15 protein-coding genes are annotated in these 21,259 nt (G+C 71.7%); 12 read left to right on the top strand and 3 right to left on the bottom strand.

Going from position 1 to position 21,259, the window contains the following annotated elements:
* Positions 1-42: 42 nt before the first annotated feature.
* Complete coding sequence (locus tag VF746_19070) at positions 43-1,299, bottom strand: competence/damage-inducible protein A (GenBank protein HEX8694533.1); 1,257 nt, start codon at positions 1,297-1,299, stop codon at positions 43-45.
* A 272-nt stretch (positions 1,300-1,571) separates the two neighbouring features.
* Here VF746_19070 and VF746_19075 point away from each other — a divergent pair, with 272 nt between their 5' ends.
* The 10 genes from VF746_19075 to VF746_19120 all read left to right on the top strand — a co-directional run bounded on the left by VF746_19075 (position 1,572) and on the right by VF746_19120 (position 15,063).
* On the top strand, positions 1,572-2,354 hold the full coding sequence (locus VF746_19075) for an SDR family oxidoreductase (protein HEX8694534.1): 783 nt from the start codon (positions 1,572-1,574) through the stop codon (positions 2,352-2,354).
* Positions 2,355-2,636: 282 nt separating this feature from the next.
* Positions 2,637-4,811, top strand: coding sequence for a 3-hydroxyacyl-CoA dehydrogenase NAD-binding domain-containing protein (locus VF746_19080; GenBank protein ID HEX8694535.1), 2,175 nt, complete (start codon positions 2,637-2,639; stop codon positions 4,809-4,811).
* Positions 4,808-5,782 carry an MBL fold metallo-hydrolase gene (locus VF746_19085; GenBank protein HEX8694536.1) on the top strand — a complete coding sequence of 325 codons (975 nt, stop codon included), beginning with the start codon at positions 4,808-4,810 and terminating at the stop codon, positions 5,780-5,782. The genes VF746_19080 and VF746_19085 overlap by 4 nt, the downstream gene beginning before the upstream one ends.
* A 306-nt stretch (positions 5,783-6,088) precedes the next feature.
* A complete protein-coding gene (locus VF746_19090) occupies positions 6,089-6,535 on the top strand; it encodes a CoA-binding protein (GenBank protein ID HEX8694537.1) in 447 nt (148 codons plus the stop codon).
* Between the two features lie 565 nt (positions 6,536-7,100).
* Complete coding sequence (locus tag VF746_19095) at positions 7,101-7,787, top strand: cytochrome c3 family protein (GenBank protein HEX8694538.1); 687 nt, start codon at positions 7,101-7,103, stop codon at positions 7,785-7,787.
* 21 nt (positions 7,788-7,808) lie between these two features.
* Positions 7,809-11,036: a 4Fe-4S dicluster domain-containing protein gene (locus tag VF746_19100; GenBank protein HEX8694539.1), complete on the top strand. Its 3,228-nt coding sequence runs from the start codon at positions 7,809-7,811 to the stop codon at positions 11,034-11,036.
* A gap of 1 nt (position 11,037) precedes the next feature.
* On the top strand, positions 11,038-12,495 hold the full coding sequence (gene nrfD / locus VF746_19105; protein HEX8694540.1) for an NrfD/PsrC family molybdoenzyme membrane anchor subunit: 1,458 nt from the start codon (positions 11,038-11,040) through the stop codon (positions 12,493-12,495).
* A complete protein-coding gene (locus VF746_19110) occupies positions 12,492-13,010 on the top strand; it encodes a DUF3341 domain-containing protein (protein HEX8694541.1) in 519 nt (172 codons plus the stop codon). Before nrfD ends, VF746_19110 begins: the two co-directional genes overlap by 4 nt.
* Positions 12,997-13,746 (top strand): cytochrome c, encoded by a 750-nt coding sequence (locus tag VF746_19115; GenBank protein HEX8694542.1) that lies wholly within the window; start codon positions 12,997-12,999, stop codon positions 13,744-13,746. Before VF746_19110 ends, VF746_19115 begins: the two co-directional genes overlap by 14 nt.
* Positions 13,747-13,767: 21 nt before the next feature.
* Positions 13,768-15,063: a hypothetical protein gene (locus tag VF746_19120; GenBank protein HEX8694543.1), complete on the top strand. Its 1,296-nt coding sequence runs from the start codon at positions 13,768-13,770 to the stop codon at positions 15,061-15,063.
* Between the two features lie 334 nt (positions 15,064-15,397).
* Here the strand turns inward: VF746_19120 and VF746_19125 are convergent, their stop codons facing one another.
* The gene (locus VF746_19125; protein HEX8694544.1) at positions 15,398-16,126 is read right to left on the bottom strand and encodes a hypothetical protein; all 729 of its coding nucleotides are present in this window, start codon (positions 16,124-16,126) and stop codon (positions 15,398-15,400) included.
* A 924-nt stretch (positions 16,127-17,050) separates the two neighbouring features.
* Between VF746_19125 and VF746_19130 the strand changes: the two genes are divergently transcribed.
* Together VF746_19130 and VF746_19135 are read left to right on the top strand one after the other, a co-directional pair.
* On the top strand, positions 17,051-18,265 hold the full coding sequence (locus VF746_19130) for a di-heme oxidoredictase family protein (protein ID HEX8694545.1): 1,215 nt from the start codon (positions 17,051-17,053) through the stop codon (positions 18,263-18,265).
* 357 nt (positions 18,266-18,622) lie between these two features.
* Positions 18,623-19,105 carry a GNAT family N-acetyltransferase gene (locus VF746_19135; protein HEX8694546.1) on the top strand — a complete coding sequence of 161 codons (483 nt, stop codon included), beginning with the start codon at positions 18,623-18,625 and terminating at the stop codon, positions 19,103-19,105.
* Between the two features lie 209 nt (positions 19,106-19,314).
* On the opposite strand, the gene VF746_19140 is transcribed toward VF746_19135, so the two are convergent.
* Entirely contained in the window at positions 19,315-21,051 is a 1,737-nt protein-coding gene (locus VF746_19140) for a lamin tail domain-containing protein (GenBank protein HEX8694547.1), read from the bottom strand.
* Between the last annotated feature and the right edge of the window lie 208 nt (positions 21,052-21,259).

A 21,259-nucleotide genomic window follows, 5' to 3' on the forward strand; every position in this document is an offset into this window, starting at 1 on the left:
GCACGTCGTCGCGATCGGGTCGGAGCGGGTGTCGATCGGCCATCAATGCATCTCTCCCAGCAGCCAGCGGCGGACGCGGTCGAGGGCGATCTGCGTGGTCATGCCCTTGATCCAGTCGCGGCCGCGGTCGCCCAGGTCGAAGCGGCGGGACCAGGCGCCGCCCTCCCAGGCCACCGCGACGCACACCGTACCCACCGGCTTTTCCGGTGTGCCGCCGCCCGGCCCCGCGATCCCCGTGGTCGACAGGCCCAGGTCGGCGCCCGCCAGCCGCCGCACGCCCTGCGCCATCTCCTCGGCCGTCTGCGTGCTCACCGCGCCCCACTCGGCCAGCGTCCCGGGCGAGACGCCGATGACCTGCTCCTTCGCCTCGTTGGAGTACGTGGCGACGCCCAGCAGGAAGTACCCGGAGCTGCCGGGGACGTCGGTGACGCGGTCGCCGATGCGGCCGCCGGTGCACGACTCGGCGACGGCCAGGGTGAGGCCGCGCTCGCGCAGCAGCCTGCCGACCGTCTCCTCCAGCCCCTCGTCGCCGGTGGCGTACAGGTGCGTGCCCAGCCGCTCGCGCACGCGCGCCTCCAATTCGTCCAGCCGCGCCTCCAGGTCGTCGCCGGGCGAGCCGGTGACGGTGAGGCGGGCCTGGATGCGCGGGAAGGCGGCGCGGAAGGCGAGCCGCGCCTCGGCGGGACCGGCCACGCCGACGAGCAGCTCGTCGAGCTTGCTCTCGGTGAGCCCGAAGGTGCTGAAGGTGCGCGAGACGAAGCGCCGGCCGGGATTCCGTGCCGCCGCCCACGGCACCAGCGTGTGGGCGACCATGACGCGCGTCTCCCGCGGGACGCCGGGGAGGCAGGCGACGTGGCGCTCGCGGCCGCCGCGCTCGACAGGGCAGATGAAGCCGGGGGCGGTGCCGTTGGGGTTCGGGATGATGGTGCTGCCCTCGGGGAAGAGCGCCTGCTTGCGGTTGTTGGGCGTCATCTCGAGCCCCCGCGCGCGGAAGCGCTCCTCGATCGCCGCGAGCGAGGCGTCGTCCAGCCGCAGCGGCCGGCCGGCGAGGCGCGCGACGGCGGCGGTGGTGAGGTCGTCGGCCGTGGGCCCCAGGCCGCCGGTGCAGACGACCAGCTCGGCGTCTTCCAGCGCGCGCTCCAGGGCGCGGATGATGGCCTCCTCGTCGTCCACGACGGAGAAGCCGGAGACGGGCTCCACGCCCACGGCGCGCAGCTCGCCCGCCAGGAAGCCCGAGTTGGTGTCCGTCGTCAGCCCGCCGACGATCTCGTCGCCGATGGCAAGGAAGGCAGCCCGCATCCGTCCTCTTGGTTTCCGTGTCGCGGATCGGTGGCGGCAGGTTGAAACCTGCCGCTACAACGGCGCAAAGTCCGCCTGCGCGGACCCGGGAGATCAGTATAGTCCATACGGCGGCGGTTGGCGAAAGGCCGGGTGCATCACGGCAGCGCCGTTACCGCCGACGAGCGCGGACCAGTGAGCGACGCTCAGTTTTTCCAGTATTTGCAAGGGGTTTCGCCTCCGCTAGATTAGGCTCCCCGATCCCCTCTGCGGCCACCCGAGCGACGCCGACGATGCGAAGCCTGCGCGACCTGTTCGACCTCTCCGGACGCGTGGCCCTGGTGACCGGCGGCGGGCGGGGCCTGGGCGAGCAGATCGCGGACGGGCTGGCGCAGGCGGGCGCGGCGGTGGCGGTGGCGTCGCGCAGGGTGGAGGCGTGCGAGGAGGTGGCCGCGCGGCTGGCCCAGGCGCACGGGGCCCGCACGCTGGCGCTCCGGATGGACGTGGCGTCGGAGGGCGACGTGTGCGACGCCGTCGACCGCATCGAGCGAGAGCTGGGGCCGGTGGACCTGCTGGTGAACAACTCGGGGACGGCGTGGGGCGCGCCCGCGGCGGAGATGCCGCTGGAGGCGTGGCACAAGGTGATGGAGGTGAACGTCACCGGCGCCTTCCTCTGCTCGCGCGAGGTGGGGGCCCGGCTGATCGCGCGCGGCTCGCCGGGGGCGATCCTGAACGTGGCGTCGATCTCGGGGCTCCGGGGCACGCCGCCGGAGGTGCTGGACGCGGTGGGCTACAGCGCCTCGAAGGGCGCCGTGGTCGCCCTCACGCGCGACCTGGCGGTGAAGTGGGCGCGCTACGGGATCCGCGTGAACGCCGTGGCGCCGGGTTTCTTCCGCACGAAGATGACCGAGGTGGTGCTGGAGCGGGCGGAGAAGTTCATCTCCCGCGCGGTCCCGCTGGGGCGCGTGGGCGGCGAGGACGAGCTGCTGGGCGCGGCGGTGTTCCTGCTGTCGCCAGCGGCGTCGTACGTCACCGGGCAGGTGCTGGGGGTGGACGGGGGAATCACGGCCGGGTGAGGGTGGGGTCGTCGCCAGGGTGGCCGGGCGACTGAAGTCGCTGCAACAACTACACAAAGTCCGCCTGCGCGGACTCCCACGCGGAGATTTGCGCGGGCGGGTGAGGTTCGTGCGGGCGTGGCCACGGGCGAGGCATGCCTCGCCCCTACGGGTCGACGCGATAGAAGGCAGTTCCCCCTCTCCCGCGCAGCGGGGGAGGGCCGGGGAGGGGGCACCCAGCCGCGGCATGCACGAACGTCCGTCGCGGCAAGACGAGGCAGGAACATCATCCAGGAGTCAAGGATGGCAAGCACGCTCGCGGAAGCGGAAGAGGCGGTCGCCACCCGGCCCCCCGTCCGCATGGACGTCGAGGACGGGATCGCGATCCTCCGCATGGACCAGCCGGGGAAGCCGGTCAACGTCATCTCGGCCGACCTGGTGGAGGCGATGCAGGAGATCCTGGAGGAGCTGGAGCGCGACGGCGGCTCCACCATCCGGGCGGCGGTCCTCGTCTCGGAGAAGAAGGGCACCTGGATCGCCGGGGCCGACATCGAGCAGTTCAAGGAGTTCCAGACGCCCGAGGACGGCGAGCGTGCCAGCCGCGCGGGGCAGGAGTTGCTGAACCGCCTGGAGAACCTGATCATCCCCACCGTGGCGGCCATCGACGGCGCGGCGCTGGGCGGCGGGCTGGAGACGGCGCTCGCCTGCACCTATCGCATCGCCACCGACTCGCCGAAGACCAAGCTGGGCCTTCCCGAGGTGAACCTGGGGATCATCCCCGGCGCGGGCGGCACGCAGCGTCTCCCGCGGCTGATCGGGCTGGCGGGCGCGCTGGACCTGATGCTGACGGGGAAGCAGCTCGACGGGCGCCGCGCCCGGAGCGCCGGCGTGGTCGACGAGGTGGTCCCCGCGCCCGTGCTCCTGCGCGAGGCGCGGCGGGCCGCGCGCGACCTGGCCTCCGGCAAGCTCAAGCCGAAGGGGGCGAAGCTGCGCGGGTCGCCGAAGTTCGCGGAGAACCTCTTCGGGCTGCGCGGCTACATCTTCCGCAAGGCGCGCGAAGGGGTGATGGGCAAGACGCACGGGCTCTACCCCGCGCCGCTCCGGCTCCTGGAGGTGGTCGCGAAGGGGCTGGACCGGCCGATCGAGAAGGGGCTGGAGCTGGAGGCGCGCGCCTTCGGCGAACTGGCGGTCATGCCCGAGGCGCGCTCGCTGGTGCACCTCTTCTTCGTCACCACGGCGGCCAAGAACGACCCGGAGCTGGGCGGGGACGCGAAGCCGGTGGACGTGGACCACGTGGCCGTCGTGGGCGCGGGGTTCATGGGGGCGGGGATCGCCGCGGTCTCCGCGGAGAGCGGGATCCAGGTGCGGCTCAAGGACGTGAAGCCCGAGGCCGCGGCGAAGGGGCTCAAGACGGCGCGCGACACGCTGGTCAAGCGCGCCAAGCGGAAGAAGGCCCGCTCGTTCGAGATCACCCGGGTGGTCGACCGCGTCTCGGCGACCACGGAGTACACGGGCTTCCACCCGGCGGACGTGGTGGTCGAGGCGGTCTTCGAAGACGTGGGCCTCAAGCACAGTGTGATCAGGGAGATCGAGGAGCACATCGGCGAGAAGACGGTGCTCGGCTCCAACACGTCGACCATCCCCATCGCCACGCTGGCGGAGGCGTCGGAGCGGCCGGAGCACGTGATCGGACTGCACTTCTTCTCGCCCGTGGACAAGATGCCGCTGCTGGAGATCATCACCCACCCGGGGACGGCGCCGTGGGTGACGGCCACCAGCCACGCCTACGCCAAGAAGATCGGCAAGACGCCGATCATCGTGAACGACTCCCCCGGCTTCTACGCCAACCGCATCCTGAGCCCCTACATGGCCGAGTCCGCGCTGCTGCTGGAGGAGGGGGTGCGGATCGAGAACATCGACCGGGCGATGGTGATGTGGGGCTACCCGGTGGGTCCCATCACCCTGTACGACGAGGTGGGGCTCGACGTGGCGCAGAAGGCGGGGAAGATCATGGCCGAGGCGTTCCCCGACCGCTTCAAGCCCAGCTCGGTGATCGACCGCATGGTGGGCGACGGGCGGCTGGGGCGGAAGAACGGGAAGGGCTTCTACCGGTACGAGGACGGGAAGAAGGGCGGCCCCGACGAGGCGGTCTACCCCCTGGTCGGCGCCGGGCCGCGCAGGGACCTGCCGCGCGAGGAGATCCAGGAGCGCCTGGGGCTGATGATGGTCAACGAGGCGATCCGCACGCTGGAGGAGGGAGTGCTGCGCTCGGCGCGCGACGGCGACGTGGGCGCGGTGCTGGGGATCGGCTTCCCGCCGATGAAGGGCGGCCCGTTCTGGTACGTGGACCAGGCCGGCGCGGCGAAGGTGCTGGAGCGGCTGCGGGCGCTGGAGGCGAAGTACGGCAAGCGCTTCGCGCCGGCGGCGCTCCTGGTGGAGCACGCGGAGGGCGGGAAGAAGTTCTTCCCCGACGCATGAGCGCGGCCGCCGCCCCCGTCGAGGTGGCCCCGGGCGTCCACCGCGTCTCGGTGCCGCTCCCCTTCCCCCCGCGCGAGGTGGCGGCGTGGGTGATCGAGGGCGACGCGGGGCACACGCTGGTGGACACGGGGATCGACACGCCCCTCGCCCGGGGCGCGCTGCGCGAGGCGGCGGAGCACGTGGGGGTGACGCCCGAGAGCCTGGCCTTCGTGGTCCTCACCCACGCGCACCTGGACCACTACGGGCTGGCGGGGCCGGTGCGCGAGTGGAGCGGGGCGCGCGTGGCGGTGCACGAGCGCGAGGAGGCGCTGGTGCGCACCTTCCTGGCGCGCTGGCCCGAAGACCGCCCCGGCGCCGTCCCCGCCTTCCTGCGCGGCGGCGTCCCCGAAGGGCTGGCCGTGCAGCTCGTGGCGGCCACGGACTTCATCCACCGGCAGTACCGGGAGCTGCGGCCGGACATCGTCCTCGAGGGCGACGGCGGCCCGCTCCCCGGCGGCGGGGGATGGGAGTGGATCCACACGCCCGGGCACTCGCCGGGGCACGTGACGGTCTACCACCCGGAGCGGCGCATCCTGATCACCGGCGACCACGTGCTGCCGCGCATCTCGCCGCACATCGGCGCGGGGCCGTACTTCGAGGACCCGCTGGCGGAGTACCTGGCGTCGCTCAGCCGGCTGCGCGACCTGCCGGTGGACCTCGTCCTCCCCTCGCACGGCGAGCCGTTCCCGGACCTGGGCGCGCGCGTCGACGGCATCCTGGCCCACCACGCCGAGCGCAACCAGCGGGTGCTGGCGCTGCTGGACGTCCCCCGCACGTCGTTCGAGGTGGCGCTCGGCGTCTTCGGCGAGCTGCCGCCGGACAACCTGTTGCACGCGTTGCGCGAGTCGCTGGCGCACCTGGTCTACCTGGCTGGCGTCGGCGCGGTCGCGCGGGAGGAGCGGGGCGCGGTGGAGGTGTGGAGGAGGGTGTAGGTGGGTGACGCATTCAGGACCGTCATGATGTCATTCTGAGGGAGCCGCTGCACCGACCTGCGGAATGCGGCGACGTCCGGCGGCGTCCAACCTCTGGTCCGGAGGAAAGACTCGCGAGGACGCTCCCTCGGAATGACACCTTGAGGCGAGGCGGGCTTCACTCGACGAAAAACCCGCCGCCGCGCCGGCGGTACGGGGGAGCCACGCTGCGCGGCCGCGGAGTCCGCGATGGCACTTCGCGCAGATGTTGCAGCGAAGGGGTTCAACGACGAGAGTTGCGAATCCGAACCGATCCGGGGGTGGACGATGGCGGAGGACTGGCGGCAGAACCTGGTGGAGAGCGACGCGGAGATCGGGGAGATCCTGAGGAGCGTCAGGCGCGTCGCGGTGCTGGGGATCAAGACCGAGGCGCAGGCGGGGCAGCCGGCGTTCTACGTCCCCGAGTACCTGCACCGCGCGGGGTACGACGTGGTCCCCGTCCCCGTCTACTTCCCCGACGCCACGCACATCCTCGGCAAACACGTCTACCGCAAGCTGGCCGACGTCCCCGGCGGCATCGACATGGTGAACGTCTTCCGCCGCTCGCAGGACGTGCCGCCCCACGTGGACGACATCATCGCCGCGAAGCCGAAGGTGGTGTGGATGCAGAGCGGCATCCGCAACGAGGAAGCCGCCCGCCGCCTGGCCGAGGCCGGGATCAAGGTGATCCAGGACCGCTGCGCCATGGTCGAGCACCGGCGCCACGTGCGGTGAGGCTTCTGAGGGTTGCAGCGAGGCCGGGCGGCTGAAGTCGCGGCAACAACTGCAGAAAGCCTCGCAAACCCCGCGAGGCTTCAACCGCTTCCCGCACGCGGTTTCGTCGCGCGAAGCGCCGGGGGGGTTCCCCTCCACCGCGCAGCGGGGGAGGGAGCGCGCCCTCCGGCTGCGAGGAACGAGCAGCCGAGGGTCGCGCGGGGAGGGGGCACCCCCGCCGCGGCGGCACGAGAGCCGGTCGAAGCGAGGAAATCCGTCAATCTACCGCCCTGATTGAGAAGCGTTCTCAGCGAACGACGCCGCGGCGCCCACACCGGGAGCCGCGGCGAAATCGTCTCAACTCCAAGGGACGCAAGGCGATGGGGCGGGAAACGGGCGAGGTTGGGGGAGAGGTGGGGCGAACCCTTATTGCCGTTCCAAACTGCCCGTGTTATATGGGTGTGCCGCGAACGGGGCCGGGGGATTGCGAGGCCCCGCGCGGGCGCAGGGGGGAAGCCGGGTGCGGGCGGCGGGCGAAGGCCCGCTTTCCGTGCGCGGCCCAGGGTTTTCTCCGCTCAGGCAGACCATGACGAGAGTCGTCTCCATCCTCGGCCTCGCGCTGCTGGCCGCCGCCGCGGGCTCGTGCCGCGACTACAGCGCGGACGAGGGCGACGCGCCGCAGCAGCCGATCGCGTTCTACCACAGCGTGCACGCGGGGCAGAACCAGATCCCCTGCCAGTACTGCCACTTCTCGGCCGACCGCTCCGTCGACGCGGGGATCCCCAGCACGCAGGTGTGCGTGGGCTGCCACGTCCCCGGCGGCACCGCCGCGGGCGCCGACCCGTCGCAGGCCGTGCTCGGCTTCCCCGCGAAGCAGCGCGACAGCACGTGGAACGCCGAGGCGCTCAAGATGGTGGACCACTGGAAGAACGGCGAGGCGATCCCCTGGGTGCGGGTCCACAAGATCCCCGAGCACGCCAAGTTCCCGCACTACGTGCACGTGAACGTGGGGCTGCAGTGCCAGACCTGCCACGGCCCCGTGCAGAACATGAAGGAGGTCTACCAGTTCTCGTCGCTCCGCATGGGGTGGTGCATCGAGTGCCACCGCGGCGTGACCGAGCTTTCGCCGCCGGAGGAGGCCGCCGTGCGCCAGCGCTCGTCGTTCCTGCGCCGGGTGGCCGCGCTCCGGGCGGCGGGGACCGACACGCGCGGCCAGCGCGCCACCTGGCCCCGGCAGCGCGCGTCGACGGACTGCATGGTGTGCCACTACTGAAGCGCCCGGGAGACGAACGGCATGTCTGATGGAATGAAGCGGCGCGACTTCCTCAAGGTCCTGGGCGCGACCGGGGCGGGGGCCGCCACCGTCGGCTGCTCCACGCGGCAGGTGGAGCAGCTGATCCCGTACAACGTGGCCCCCGAGGACGTGGTGCCCGGGGTGCCCACCTTCTACACCAGCACCTGCCGCGAATGCCCGGCCGGGTGCGGCATCCACGTGGAGACGCACGAGGGGCGCGTCACCAAGGTGGAGGGCAACCCCGACCACCCGATCAACCGCGGCAACACCTGCGCGCGCGGGCAGGCCTCGGTACAGGGGCTCTACCACCCCGACCGCTACCAGGGGCCGTTCCAGATCCAGTCGGACGTGGGCGGGGCGGCGCGCAACGTCACCTGGGCCGTGGCCGAGCAGGAGCTGGCCCGCCGCATCCGCGAGGCGGGCGCCGGCGGCGTGGTCCTCCTCACCGGCGGCTACACGGGGACGATGGACCGGCTGGCCACGGAGTTCGTCGCGCGCGTGGGCGGCCGGCGCGTCACCTACGCGCCGCTGGAGGACACCCCGCGGGGCTTACGCTTCGAAGACGCCGACTACCTGGTCTCGTTCGGCGCCGACTTCCTGGAGACCTGGGGCTCGCCGGTGGACTACGCCGGCCAGTTCGCCCGGATGCACTCCTACAGGCGGGGCGGCGTGCGCGGCAAGTTCGTCTGGGTGGGCCCGCACCGTCCGCTCACGGGGCTGAACGCCGACCAGTGGGTGCGCCCGAAGCCCGGCACCGAGGCGCTCGTCGCCCTGGCGATGTCGGGCGGGATGACGCCCGCCGAGGCGGCGCGGCAGACCGGCGTGCCGCAGCAGGTGCTGGAGCAGCTCGCCGGCGAGTGGGGGCGGGCGCGCCGCAAGGTGGCGCTCGGGCCCGGCTACGCGCTGCGCGGCGCCAACCACCAGGCGCTCAGCGCGGCGATCGCCCGTCTCAACGGTGCCGGGACCGCCGCGCCGGCGGCGGACGCGCGGCCGCTGCTGCAGCTCATCCAGGACATGCAGGCCGGGCGCGTGCGGGTGATCCTGATCGACGCGCCCAACCCGGCGTACTCGCTGCCGCCCGCGCTCCGCTTCGCGCAGGCGCTCGAGAAGGTGCCGGTGCGCGTCTCCTTCTCCAGCTTCCCCGACGACACCTCCCGGCTCTGCAACTGGGTGCTCCCGCAGAGCCACTTCCTGGAGGCGTGGGACGACTACGTGCCGCAGCCGGGCGTCTTCGAGATCGTCCAGCCGGCGATGCGCCCCGTCTTCAACACCAAGCAGGTGGGCGACGTCCTCCTGGCGGTGATGAACCGGATCGCCGGCACGGGCGGCGCCCCGCAGGCCACCGCCGCGGCCGTCCCCGCCCCGTCCGCCGCGCAGCCGCCGGGGGGTGCGCAGGAGGGCGGCCAGGCCGCGCCGACGACGACCGCCGGCGCCGCGCCGCAGACGGGCGCCGCTCCGGCGGGTGCCGCCCCGGCCGCGGCCGCGGCTCCGCGCCGTCCGCAGACCTACTACGAGTACCTGATCGCCAACTGGGCCGGGCGCGCCTCCGGGCAGGCCTGGCGCGACGCCCTCAAGCGCGGCGGGGTCTTCGCCGCGGGCGGCGGGGCCGGCGCGGGCGCTCCGGGCGGCGCGGCGGCGGTCGCGGGCACCGTGGGCGGGGCGCCCGCGCCCGCCCAGCCTGCTCCGGCTCCGGCCACGGCGCAGCCGGCCGCCGGGGCCGCGGGCGCGCCGGTCCTCCCGTTCCAGGGGCCGGGCGAGTTCCACCTGGTGGTCTACCCCTCGTACCGCTTCTACGACGGGCGCACGGCCAACCGGCCCTGGCTGCTGGAGCTCCCCGACCCGGTCACCAAGGTGCCGTGGGACATGTGGGTGGAGGTGCACCCCTCGGCGGCCGCGCGCCTGCGCATCGAGCAGGGCGACGTGCTGGAGGTGCGCTCGCAGTACGGCGCCGTGGAGCTTCCCGCCTACGTGTGGCCGGGCGTGCGCGAGGACACCGTCGCCATCCAGATGGGGATGGGGCACCAGGAGTTCGGCCGCTGGACGGCGGGGCGCGGCGCCAACCCGATGAAGCTCCTGGGCGGCGCGGTCGACCCCGCCACCGGCTCCTTCGCGCACTACGGGCTCAAGGTGGCCGTGCGGCCCACCGGCGAGGGCGCGGGGCCGCGCTTCCAGGGGCTCTTCGAGAACGGCGTGCGCGTGCAGCACGACCGCCGCGTGGCGCAGGCCGTGTCGCTGGCGACGGTGCAGCGGCTGGACGCCCGCGGCCCGGGGCACATCCCCGGGCAGGAGCAGGAGATCCACGAGCTCAAGGGCAACGGCGGCTTCAAGCCCGAGGAGGTGCACACCGACCCGGCCGCGAGCTACCCGCCCCCGGGGACGGAGTACGGCGAGTACCTCGAGAACGACGTCCGCTGGGCCATGAGCATCGACCTGGCGCGCTGCATCGGGTGCGGCGCCTGCTCGGTGGCGTGCTCGGCCGAGAACAACGTCCCCGTGGTCGGCCCCAGCGAGATGAAGCGCGGGCGCGAGCTGCACTGGCTGCGCATCGAGCGCTACTTCGGGGTGAGCCGGCACGAGGAGGAGGCCCTCGCCGAGGGCGCCACCGACGACGTGCGCTTCCTCCCCATGCTCTGCCAGCACTGCGGGCAGGCGCCGTGCGAGCCGGTGTGCCCGGTGTACGCGGCGTACCACACGCCCGACGGGATCAACGGGCAGGTCTACAACCGCTGCGTGGGCACGCGCTACTGCGCCAACAACTGCCCGTGGAAGGTGCGCGTCTTCAACTGGTTCACCTACCAGTTCGCCGAGCCGCTCAACTGGCAGCTGAACCCCGACGTGACCGTGCGCGAGAAGGGCGTGATGGAGAAGTGCACCTTCTGCGTGCAGCGCATCCACGAGGTGGAGCGCCGGGCGAACGTGGAGAACCGCCCCGTGCGCGACGGCGAGGTGGTGCCCGCGTGCGTGCAGGCGTGCCCCACCGAGGTGTTCACCTTCGGCAACATCCGCGACCCGCGCTCCGCCGTGGCGCGCGCGGCCACCAGCAACCGCGGCTACCGGGTGCTGGGCGAGCTGAACACGCACCCGGCCATCGTCTACCTGAAGAAGGTCACCCTGCACGAGCCGAGGAACGGCGGCCACGACGCCGACCCGGCCGCCCAGGGAGGAGGGACCGAGCACATGCCGCAGGGAATGCCGCAGTCCGAGCCGGCGGCGGCGGGAGGGCACTGAGATGGCCACCGAGACCACCGGGACCGGCGCCGAGACGATCGCGCGCTCGACGTTCCACCCCGACGTCGCCAGCTACGAGCAGGTCAACCGCGACGCCAACCGGCTGCTGACCAAGCCGGGGAAGGGGTACCTGCTGCTGCTGGGCACCACCATCGCCCTGGTGGGGCTGATGGTGATCGCCGAGCTGCACAACATCTGGTTCGGCCTGGGGATGAGCGGGCTCACCAACCCCGTCGGCTGGGGCGTCTACATCACCACCTTCGTCTTCTGGGTCGGCATCGGCCACGCGGGGACGCTGATCTCCGCCATCCTGTACCTGTTCCGGGCGCCGTGGCGGCAGTCGATCTACCGCTTCGCCGAGGCGATGACGGTGTTCGCGGTGCTCACCGCCGCGCTCTTCCCGATCATCCACATCGGCCGGCCCTGGTTCTTCTACTGGCTGCTCCCGCTCCCCAGCCAGCGCCACCTGTGGCCCAACTTCCGCTCGCCGCTGCTCTGGGACGTGTTCGCGGTGACCACGTACCTCACGGTGAGCTCGGTCTTCTTCTACATCGGCCTGATCCCCGACATCGCCGCCGCGCGCGACGGGGCGACGAACCCCACGCGCAAGAAGGTCTACACGGTGCTGTCGCTGGGGTGGAAGGGCACCGACCGCGAGTGGAGGCACTTCACCCGGGCGTACATGTTCCTGGCGGCGCTCGCCACCCCGCTGGTGCTCTCGGTGCACTCGGTGGTGAGCTGGGACTTCGCCGTCTCCATCGTCCCCGGGTGGCACACCACCATCTTCGCCCCCTACTTCGTGGCGGGCGCCATCCTCTCGGGCGTGGCGATGGTGGTGACCATCATGGTCCCCGTGCACCGCATCTTCGGGCTGGGGGCGTACTTCACCACCACGCACTACGACCGCCTGGCCAAGCTGCTGCTGCTCACCTCGCTGATCGTGGGCTACGCCTACGGGATGGAGTACTTCATGGCGTGGTACTCGGGCGAGCTGTTCGAGCGCGACGTCTTCTGGGACCGGGTGACGGGAGACTACTGGTGGGCGGGGTGGTCGATGATCACCTTCAACGCCATCATCCCGCAGCTGCTCTGGATCCCCAGGGTGCGGCGCAACCTGAACGCGTTCTTTTTGGTCGCGATGTTCGTGAACATCGGGATGTGGTGGGAGCGCTTCGTGATCATCGTGCCCAGCCTGGCCCACAGCTACGAGCCGTGGAAGTTCATGAACTACCACCTCACCTGGGTGGAGGCCTCCATCCTGATGGGGAGCTTCGGGTGGTTCTTCATGTGGTTCCTCCTCTTCCTGCGCTACCTCCCCGGGCTCTCCATCGCGGAGATCAAGGAGGTGCTCCCGCCGCCGATGCGCACCGTGCACGCCGAGGCCGCGCACGCGGCGCAGGTGGACGCGTCGGGGACCGAGGTCGACTGGAGCGGCTACACCGAGGTCGAGCGCATATGAGCAAGCTACGGACGGGGGTGCTGGGCGTCTTCGCCCACCTGGACTCGGCCACCGACGCCATCCGGCGCCTGAGGCGCGAGGGGTACGAGGTGACCACCTACTCGCCCACCCCGCGCCACGAGGTGGAGGAGGCGCTGGAGTCGCCCGAGAGCCCGGTGCGCATCTTCACCCTGACCGGCGCCTTCACCGGCACGGCGGCGGGCACCGCGCTGGCCACCTGGACCTCGATCGACTGGCCGCTGATCGTGGGCGGCAAGGAGATCGTGTCGCTGCCGGCGTTCAGCGTGATCATGTTCGAGCTCACCATCCTGATCGGGGCGCTCTCCACGGTGGCGGGGCTCTTCCTGCTGGGGCGGCTCCCGCACATCGGGCCCCCCGAGGCGCCGATGTACCACCCGAGCTTCACCGCCGGCAACTTCGGGGTGTTCGCGCACGCGCCGCGCGACCGCTACGACCACGTGCAGCGGATCCTGTCCGAGGCCGGCTCGGAGGAGGTGCTGGTTGACCACCGCTAGACAGACCCTCGCCCGGCTCGCGCTCGCCGCCGCGGCCGCCCTTCCGGCGCTCGCCGCGTGCACCGACTGGGCGGGGTACGACATCGACATGGCGGCGGGGAAGGTGCCGCAGCTGGCCACCATGCGCCGCAGCGTGATCCCCGACCCGTACCAGATGGTGCGGCTCCCGCCGGAGGGCACGGTGCCGGTGGCGGGTCCCAACGGCGACGTGCCGCCGCCCTTCACCAGCGCGCAGCTCGACTCGGTGGCGCCCACGCTGCGCCCGCCGTTCGCGCTCGGCGACCCCGCCGTGCTGGCGCGGGGCCAGGTGGCGTACCACAACAACTGCTTCGTCTGCCACGGCGTGGCCGGCGACGGCAAGGGGCCGGTGTCGGCGCCCGGCAAGGTGGTGGGCGTGGCGGCGATCAACGGGGCGGCCACGGCGGGGCGCTCCGACGGCTACATCTACGGGGTGATCGCGGCGGGGCGCGGCCTGATGCCGCCCTACGGCCCGCGCCTCACCCACCAGGACCGCTGGGCGATCGTGGCCTACGTCCGGCAGCTCCAGCGGCAGGCCGGGGCGGCGCCCGCGCCGGGCGCGACGACCGGCGTGCCGCCGGCCGCGCTGGGGCAGGGGGTGCCGGCGCCCGGGCCCACGGCCGCCGGGCAGGCCAACCTGCAGGGCCCCGGCGCCGGGACGCAGACGGGCGGGACCACGGGGACCACCACGGACACGGCGGGCCGGAACCCGCGCTGACGCCCCAGGAGAACGACGAAGATGGCAGCTCATTCCGACTGGCCGCCCACCCGGGTCCCCTTCCGCACCTGGCCCGTCTCGGGCGCGGCGTGGGGCGCGGTGGCGCTCCTGGTGCTCCTCGGCGCGCTGGCGTTCCTGCTGGGGATGATGGGCGAGGGGGCGGAGCGCGCCTGGCACGCCTTCCACTTCAACTGGCTCTTCTGGTCGTCGGTCGCCACGGGGATGGTGGTGTTCACCATGGCGATGCACGTGACCAACTCTCGCTGGAGCTGGTCGGTGCGGCGCTTCGCGGCGGCGGGGGCGGCGTTCCTCCCGGTCTCGCTCCTCCTCTACTTCGTGATGTGGGGGGGGAGCCGCTTCTACTTCGAGCACTGGATCGGCGGCTACGAGGGCGACCCGGTGCTGGAGGAGAAGGCGGCGTGGCTGAACCTGACGGGGATGATGGTGCGCGACACCCTGGCCGTGCTGGTGCTGTACGGGATGATGCTGTGGTTCACCTACCACATGCTGCGCCCCGACCTGGGGGGGATCCGCGGGCCCGGGATCTACCGGCGGCTCACGCGCGGGTGGCGGGGCGCGCGCGAGGAGGCGCTCCACTCGCGCAAGATCGGCCTGCGCATCGCGGCCGTGGCGTCGATCCTCTTCGCGCTGCTCTGGGGGCTGGTGGCGATCGACCAGGCGATGACGATGCTCCCGCACTGGTTCAGCACCATGTTCCCGGTGACCTTCCTGGTGAGCGCCTTCCACTCGGCGCTGGCCATGACGGCGCTCCTGTCGGTGATCGGGAGGGGGCGGGCGCGGCTGCACGACCAGGTGACGGGGGCGCAGTTCCACGACCTGGGGAAGCTGATCTTCGCGTACTCGGTGTTCTGGATGTACGTGAACTGGTCGCAGTACGTGGTGATCTGGTACGGGCTGCTGCCGCACGAGCAGGAGTTCTTCGTGCTGCGCTTCCAGAAGCCGTTCTCGCTGGTCACGGAGATCATGGTGGGGTGCGTGTTCGTGATCCCCTTCTTCTTCCTGCTCACGCGCCCGCCCAAGAAGGTGCCGCCGTTCCTGGCCTTCGTGTCGGTGATCGTGCTGGTGGGGCACTGGCTGGAGCGCTTCCTGATCACCGTGCCCTCGGTGTGGCAGCACGACTACCTGCCGCTGGGGCTCACGGAGATCGGCGTGGCGCTGGGGTTCGCGGGGCTCTTCTTCGGGAGCGTGCTCTGGTTCCTGAAGACGTTCCCGGTGCTCCCCTCGCCGGCGTCGCTGGCGGCGATCCCCGCCCCGGTGTTCACGCTGCCGCCGCGCAGCGCCCCGGCCGAGGCCTGATCGCGGATCCGCTGGAACGGCCGTTCTCACGCAGAGTCAGCAGAGGAACCCCTCTGCTGGCTCTGCTTCTTTTTCGTGTGCCTGGTGTTTCAGGGTTTTGTCGAGGCGCGGCCGCCTGATACCATCCGACTATCCTGCGAAAGGGCCTCACACGGAGTTAACGGAGTCAACGGAGAACACCCAGAAGTTCCTCCGTTACCTCCGTTGACTCCGTGTGAGGCATTTCTGTTTACGGATCTTCGATCCCGAACGGAGCTCGGCAAAACGGTGTGAGAAGGCCCGGCCGCCCACGGGGGACGGCCGGGCCTTTCTCTCACGCGCGCACCGCGCCGGGTCAGCAGTGCAGCGGGTCGTGCGTGGTGGACGCGATCGGGTACCCCGCGACCGAGACGTTGAACAGGTCGCACAGCCCCCGCGCGTGGATGTCGTTGTGGTTGCCGTAGATGTCCGACGCCACGCTGTCCTGGAACTGCACGATGTGCGACTTGCTGATGGAGATGACGTGGCTCCCCTGGGAAGTGCTCGCCCGGTGCACGCCCAGGTGGTTCGGGTTGGTCGCCAGCGCGTCCTTCATGGCGTACGCCAGGTCCGCCTGCTTGAGGATGCTGCGCGCCGGCCACACCTTCCCGCGGCTGTCCTGCACCACGATCTGCACGGTGACCCCGGCCGAGTTCTTGAGCACCGGCTTCAGCACGGTGGCCAGCCCGGTGCCCGTGCGGTCCGAGTCGGTGATGATGCGCTGCAGGTAGGTGGTGGTGACCCCCTTCTCCAGCGCGGGGATCTTCACGTCGGGCGCGCTGCCGATGGTGCCCGCCACCATCTTGCTCACCGTCTGGCCGAAGTTCCGCCCCCCGCCCAGCGACCGCCTCACCCCGTCGGACCCGGCGGGGGCGAAGGTGCTCGTGGGCTCGGTCGGAGCGCCCTGCTCCGAGCAGGCGGCCAGGAGGGCGGGCACCCCGGTGGCGGCCACGGCGACCGCCGCCGTCCTGCCCAGGAACTCGCGCCGCCCGGGCTGCCGCTCGCTCTCCGCCCGCTGCGGCGCTGCGTCTTTCTTGTCGCTCATGCCTGGTCCTCGCGATAGGGGTGAGGGGACCGCCGCGGAGCCACGAGGGGTGGTCTCGCGCCGCGGGCGGGTGGGGAGAAACGGCGAGCCGGCCCACGGCTCGTCGGAAAGCTACGGACTGAGGGACCCCTGGACGGCCGACATCGCCCTGCATGGGAACGGCCCGCCCGGCGGGACGGCGGCGAGCCGATTTCGCCACCGACGGCACGGCCGCCGGGGCAAGAGAACATAAACCACTGTCCTGTGCAGTTCAAGGAAACATCCGGAACTGCAACACGTTGACCCTTGCGGGTCGGTTTTTCGCCCGTGGTGGCGCGTCGCGGCCGGTCTTGGGAGGCCGCTCATGTGCGGTTTACGGTGTGTACGCGGGAGTGCGTGAGGTTCGCGGAGCGTCAACCCCGATTCGGGCGCGCGCGACTCCGGTTCGCTCCCTTCGCGGCAACTCGAGCCCGGTCCGAGACCCGGGAGCAGGCAGGGTGACGGCGCAGCCAGGAATCTACCGTTTCCGGCCGGTAGAGTGATCCGCATGCGACAGAATGGGTTGCGGAGACGAGACCGGGGATTTGACACGGTTCCTGACACAAAATCATTGACGCAGGGCGTCCGGAAGCCTAACATATCCTACCCTCAAGCGACGGACCCGGGACACGGGCCGTGCACCCAGCGCTCCGCGCCTGTCCGCCTGGAGCCGTCCGGCGCAGCTTCGCCGCCCGGACGCACGAAGTCCAGGATGGGCGCGCCCCACACGAGTGCCCGACTCCTCTCTCGGCCGCGTCGCGTGCACGGCTGGCGGGGGATTGTCGCGCGTTCGAGCGACCGGTGGCGGAGGGTCCGGCAACCCTCTCCGCCCGGCACGGACCCGGAGCACCAGCGCGCCATCACACGTACCCCGCCTGCCTCTCACCATCGTGCCCGGGAGGTCGCATGCGCCGCGCGGTCCAAGTCCCACTCACGCTCCTCTTCGGCCTGCTCGCTGCCGCGTGCACGGACGCGCGGGAGGTGACCTCGCCCACCACACCCGATCTGCAGGCGCGCAGGGAGGTCACGATCGCGGCCCTCGGCGGCCCGATCGGGGGGCTCTCGTCGGCCCAGCTCGCGTCGTTCCAGCGCGGGCAGGAACAGTTCGAGCGCGCCTTCATCCAGTCCACCGGGCTGGGTCCGACCTTCAACGCCAGCTCCTGCGTGGAGTGCCACGGCGAGGAGGAGGGCCCGGTGGGCGGCACCGGCGACGAGGTCGAGACCCACTTCACCAACGTCCGCCTGGACGGCACCTGCGACGAGCTGGAAAGCAAGGGCGGCTTCGTGCACCAGGACTCGGTGACGCCGAGGCTCTTCAATGCCACGGGGCTCACCGAGGAGCCGTTCCCGAGCACGACGCACCAGCGCGGCGCGCGCACCACCCCCGACATCTTCGGCTTCGGGCTGATCGCGTCGATTCCCAACTCGGCGATCATCAACCAGGCCGACCCCAACGACGCGAACGGCGACGGGGTCTCCGGCCGCGTGCACTACGACGCCAACAACGACGTCGGCAAGTTCGGCCGCAAGGCGCAGGAGGGGAGCATCACCCTCTTCAACGCCGGCGCGCTGGTGGCCGAGATGGGGATCACCAACAAGCACAACCTGACGGAGAACAGCATCGGCGGCGCCGCGATCCCGTTCGGGGTCGACCCCACGCCCGAGCCCGAGATCGCCAGCGCGGACTTCGACGACCTGAACAACTTCGTGATCTTCCTGGCGCCGCCGCCGCCGGTGGCGCTCACCTCGCAGACGGCCGCCGGGCGCGACCTGTTCAACGCCATCGGCTGCGCCACCTGCCACACGCCGCAGTACACCACCACCGACGTGGGCATCGCGGCGCTCAGCTTCAAGACCGTGCGTCCGTTCAGCGACTTCCTGCTGCACGACATGGGCAGGAACGACATCTGCCTGTTCCAGGCGCGCCGGACCGAGATCCGGACCGAGCCGCTGATGGGCGCGCGCTTCATGGAGCAGTTCATGCACGACGGCGCCGCCACCACCATCACGGGGGCGATCAACCTCCACGGCGGCGAGGGCTCGCGCGCCCGGAGCAGGTTCTTCAACAACCTGACTTCCACCCAGCAGCAGGCGGTCGTCGCGTACGTCCTGTCGCTGTAGCCGGTCCCCGGTCCGCCGGGAGCCGGTGAGAGGAAGAGGGGCCGCTGCCGGGCGGCCCCTCTTCGTTTTGCCGAGAGATCAGCCGCCCTTTTTCCGTATGCTCCCGGCGTTTGCGGAGGACGTGCCGACAGCGGATCTTCAGGGGAGCTCGTGATGCCGGTCTGCAGCGAGCGTTCGGGATCGAGATCCATAAACTGAATGTCTCACACGGAGTCAACGGAGTTAACGGAGAACTGCGGAGGCTCCTCTGTTGACTCCGTTGACTCCGTGTGAGGCCCTTCCGCTGGGGACCCGGAATCCAGGCAGCAAGCTCGGAAAAACCGGCTCAGAGCATCGACTCCGCGAAGGGAGCCCACGGTGGCGATCGAGATCAGGGTCCTGCGGCGGGGCGACGAGGCGGTGCTGGCCCGCGTGGCGCCGGGCGTCTTCGACGACCCCGTCGACGCGGGCGCGGCCGCGGAGTTCCTGGCCGACCCCCGCCACCACCTGGCCGTGGCGGCCGAGGACGGCGTGGTGGTGGGCTTCGTGTCGGCGGTCCACTACGTCCATCCCGACAAGCCGCGCCCGGAGCTGTGGATCAACGAGGTGGGAGTGGCGCCGGCGCACCAGGGCCGCGGCGTGGGGAAGGCGGTGCTGCGCGCGATGCTGGACGTGGCCCGCGGGCTGGGCTGCGGCGAGGCCTGGGTGCTGACCGGGCGCGCCAACGCCCCGGCGATGCGGCTCTACGCGTCGCTGGGCGGCGAGGAGGCGCCGGACGACGCGGTGATGTTCACGTTCGTGCTCGACGGCGGCGCCCCGGCCGGGCAGGCCGCCGAGGAACAGGCCCGGGACCCGGGATGACCGCCCGCCCCGCCGGCATCCGCACGGGCGGCTGAAGCCGCGGCAACAACGGCAGGAAGCCTCGCCGGGCGCTGTGCCCGGCGAGGCTTTCGTGGCGCGAGGCTTCGTGCAACTTTCCTCGCGAACCGGAGCTGTTGCAGTTGAAGCCTCACGGGGTTTGTGAGGCTTTCTGCAGTCGTTGCTGCGGCTTCAGCCGCCCTGCCCCTCCCTCAGAACGCGGCGCCGCTCGCCCGCGTGCCGGGGGAGGACTGCAGCGAGCTAAGCGTGGTGTGCAGCACGAACGTCCCCGCCGCGGCCGCGTCCGGGCTGCGGTTCATCGACACGCCGTCGGTGCCCGAGAGCGAGGACGGGTAGGTGAAGCTGTTCTTCACCACCCCCGCGCCGTCCTTCAGGATCACCGAGTCGCCGCTGTTGCCCAGCGCCAGCGACCCGGTCGACGCCGCCACCGCGTTGGTGAGCCCCGCCGGGATCGCCGACGCGCCGGCGAAGACCACGACCGCCTTCCCGGGCGCCAGCGTGGTGCCCACCGCGAAGGTGTGCTTCACCCCCGCGCCGTCGGAGATCGTCCACCCGCCGATTGCCGCCGAGGTGCCGCCCACGTTCACCACCTCCACGAACTCGCCCGCCGTGTTGCTCCCCGGCTCGTTGGCCAGGATCTCGTTCACGATCACCTGCGCCGGCGCGGCCGCGGTGATGGTGAACGGCGCGTCGCTCGCGTCGGACGCCGTCCCGGCCGCGTCGCTCACCCGCACCCTCGCGGCGGTGCTGGCGGTGCTGGGGACGGTCCAGGCGTAGCTGCCGCCCGCCGCGGCGGTGCTCGCGGTGATCACGCTCCACGCCGCGCCGTCCAGCGTGTACTCCAGCTTCACGCTCGCCACCCCCGACGACGTCCAGGCGATGGTCTGCGTGCTCCCGCCCGCCCACGACTCGCCCCCGTTGGGCGCCGTCACGGTGACGCTCGCGGTCCCGCCGCCGCCGCCGAAGGTGTAGCGGCTCAGCACCGGGTAGTGGTCGCTGGTGGTGGCGTCGTAGCTCGCGATGTACGAGTCCACCCGGTACGCCTCGGCCGAGCCGGCCACGTAGGTCGCGTTCAGCTCGTTGCTGTTCAGGTGGTGGTCGATGAAGTCCGTGAACGAGGTGGTGGACGAGACGCCGGCGGCGGAGAGCGCGGCGGTGGGGTAGGCGTAGCGCGCCGCGTCGCCCACGAAGTTCTGGTACGGCGAGGGCCGCCCCGGGGTGATGGAGGTGTCGACGTCGTCGTTCCAGTCGCCCACCACGATCACCTTCTGCGTGGGCCAGGTGGCGTCGAGGTACGCCTTGAGCGCGCTGGAGGCGTTCTGGCGCCGCTGCCAGCTCGCGTCGTCGTTGAAGGCCTTCATGTGCAGCACGATGACCACCACGTCTTCCGTGGCTCCGTTCAGCGTCACGCGCAGCCTCGCCTCCAGCGGCGGCCGCCCGGCGAAGTCGGCGTCGTTGGCCGTCAGGATCACCTTCGCGCCCAGCAGGGTGGCGACGGAGCTCTTGTAGAGGATCCCCACCTTCTGCTCGGCGGCGGCGTAGTAGGTGGAGCCGCCGGCGACGTTCGCCTCGCTCGCCAGGAAGCCCGTGTAGCCGGTGAGCTGCGACTCCAGCGAGTTGAACTGGCTCTGGCTGACGATCTCGGCCACGCCCCAGACGTCGAAGTCGGCGCCGGCGATCACGTCGCGCGCGTTCGAGAGCTGCAGCGTCTCGTTGGAGGGGCCGTTCTGCGTGTCGCCGAACCACTCGAGGTTCCACCCCGCCACGTCGAGCGTGGCGGCGGTCCCCTTCGCCGGCACCACCACCAGCGACGGGCCGGCGGGAGCGGGGAGGCGGGCGGCATTCGTCGGCGTGTCGCACGCGGCGAGCGCGAGCGGCAGGAGGACGCCGAGCGCGAGCGCGGCGCGGGAGCGAAGCAGGTGCGGCATCCGGCTACCTCTGGGCGAAGGCGGTGAGGAAGGTCCACGCGAGGAGGCGCGGGGGACGGGCGAGCTTCGGACCTGTGCTGGGGGATTCGTGGCGCTAAACGTACGATGTCGATCCTGGAAGCGCCACGGTCGCGAGTCTTCGCTCGTGGGGGAACCGCCACGCAAAACCGCCGCCCGAGCTCGGGCGGCGGTCCGGTCCTCCTGTCCT

This window comes from Longimicrobium sp. (assembly GCA_036389795.1).
Lineage (GTDB): Bacteria > Gemmatimonadota > Gemmatimonadetes > Longimicrobiales > Longimicrobiaceae > Longimicrobium.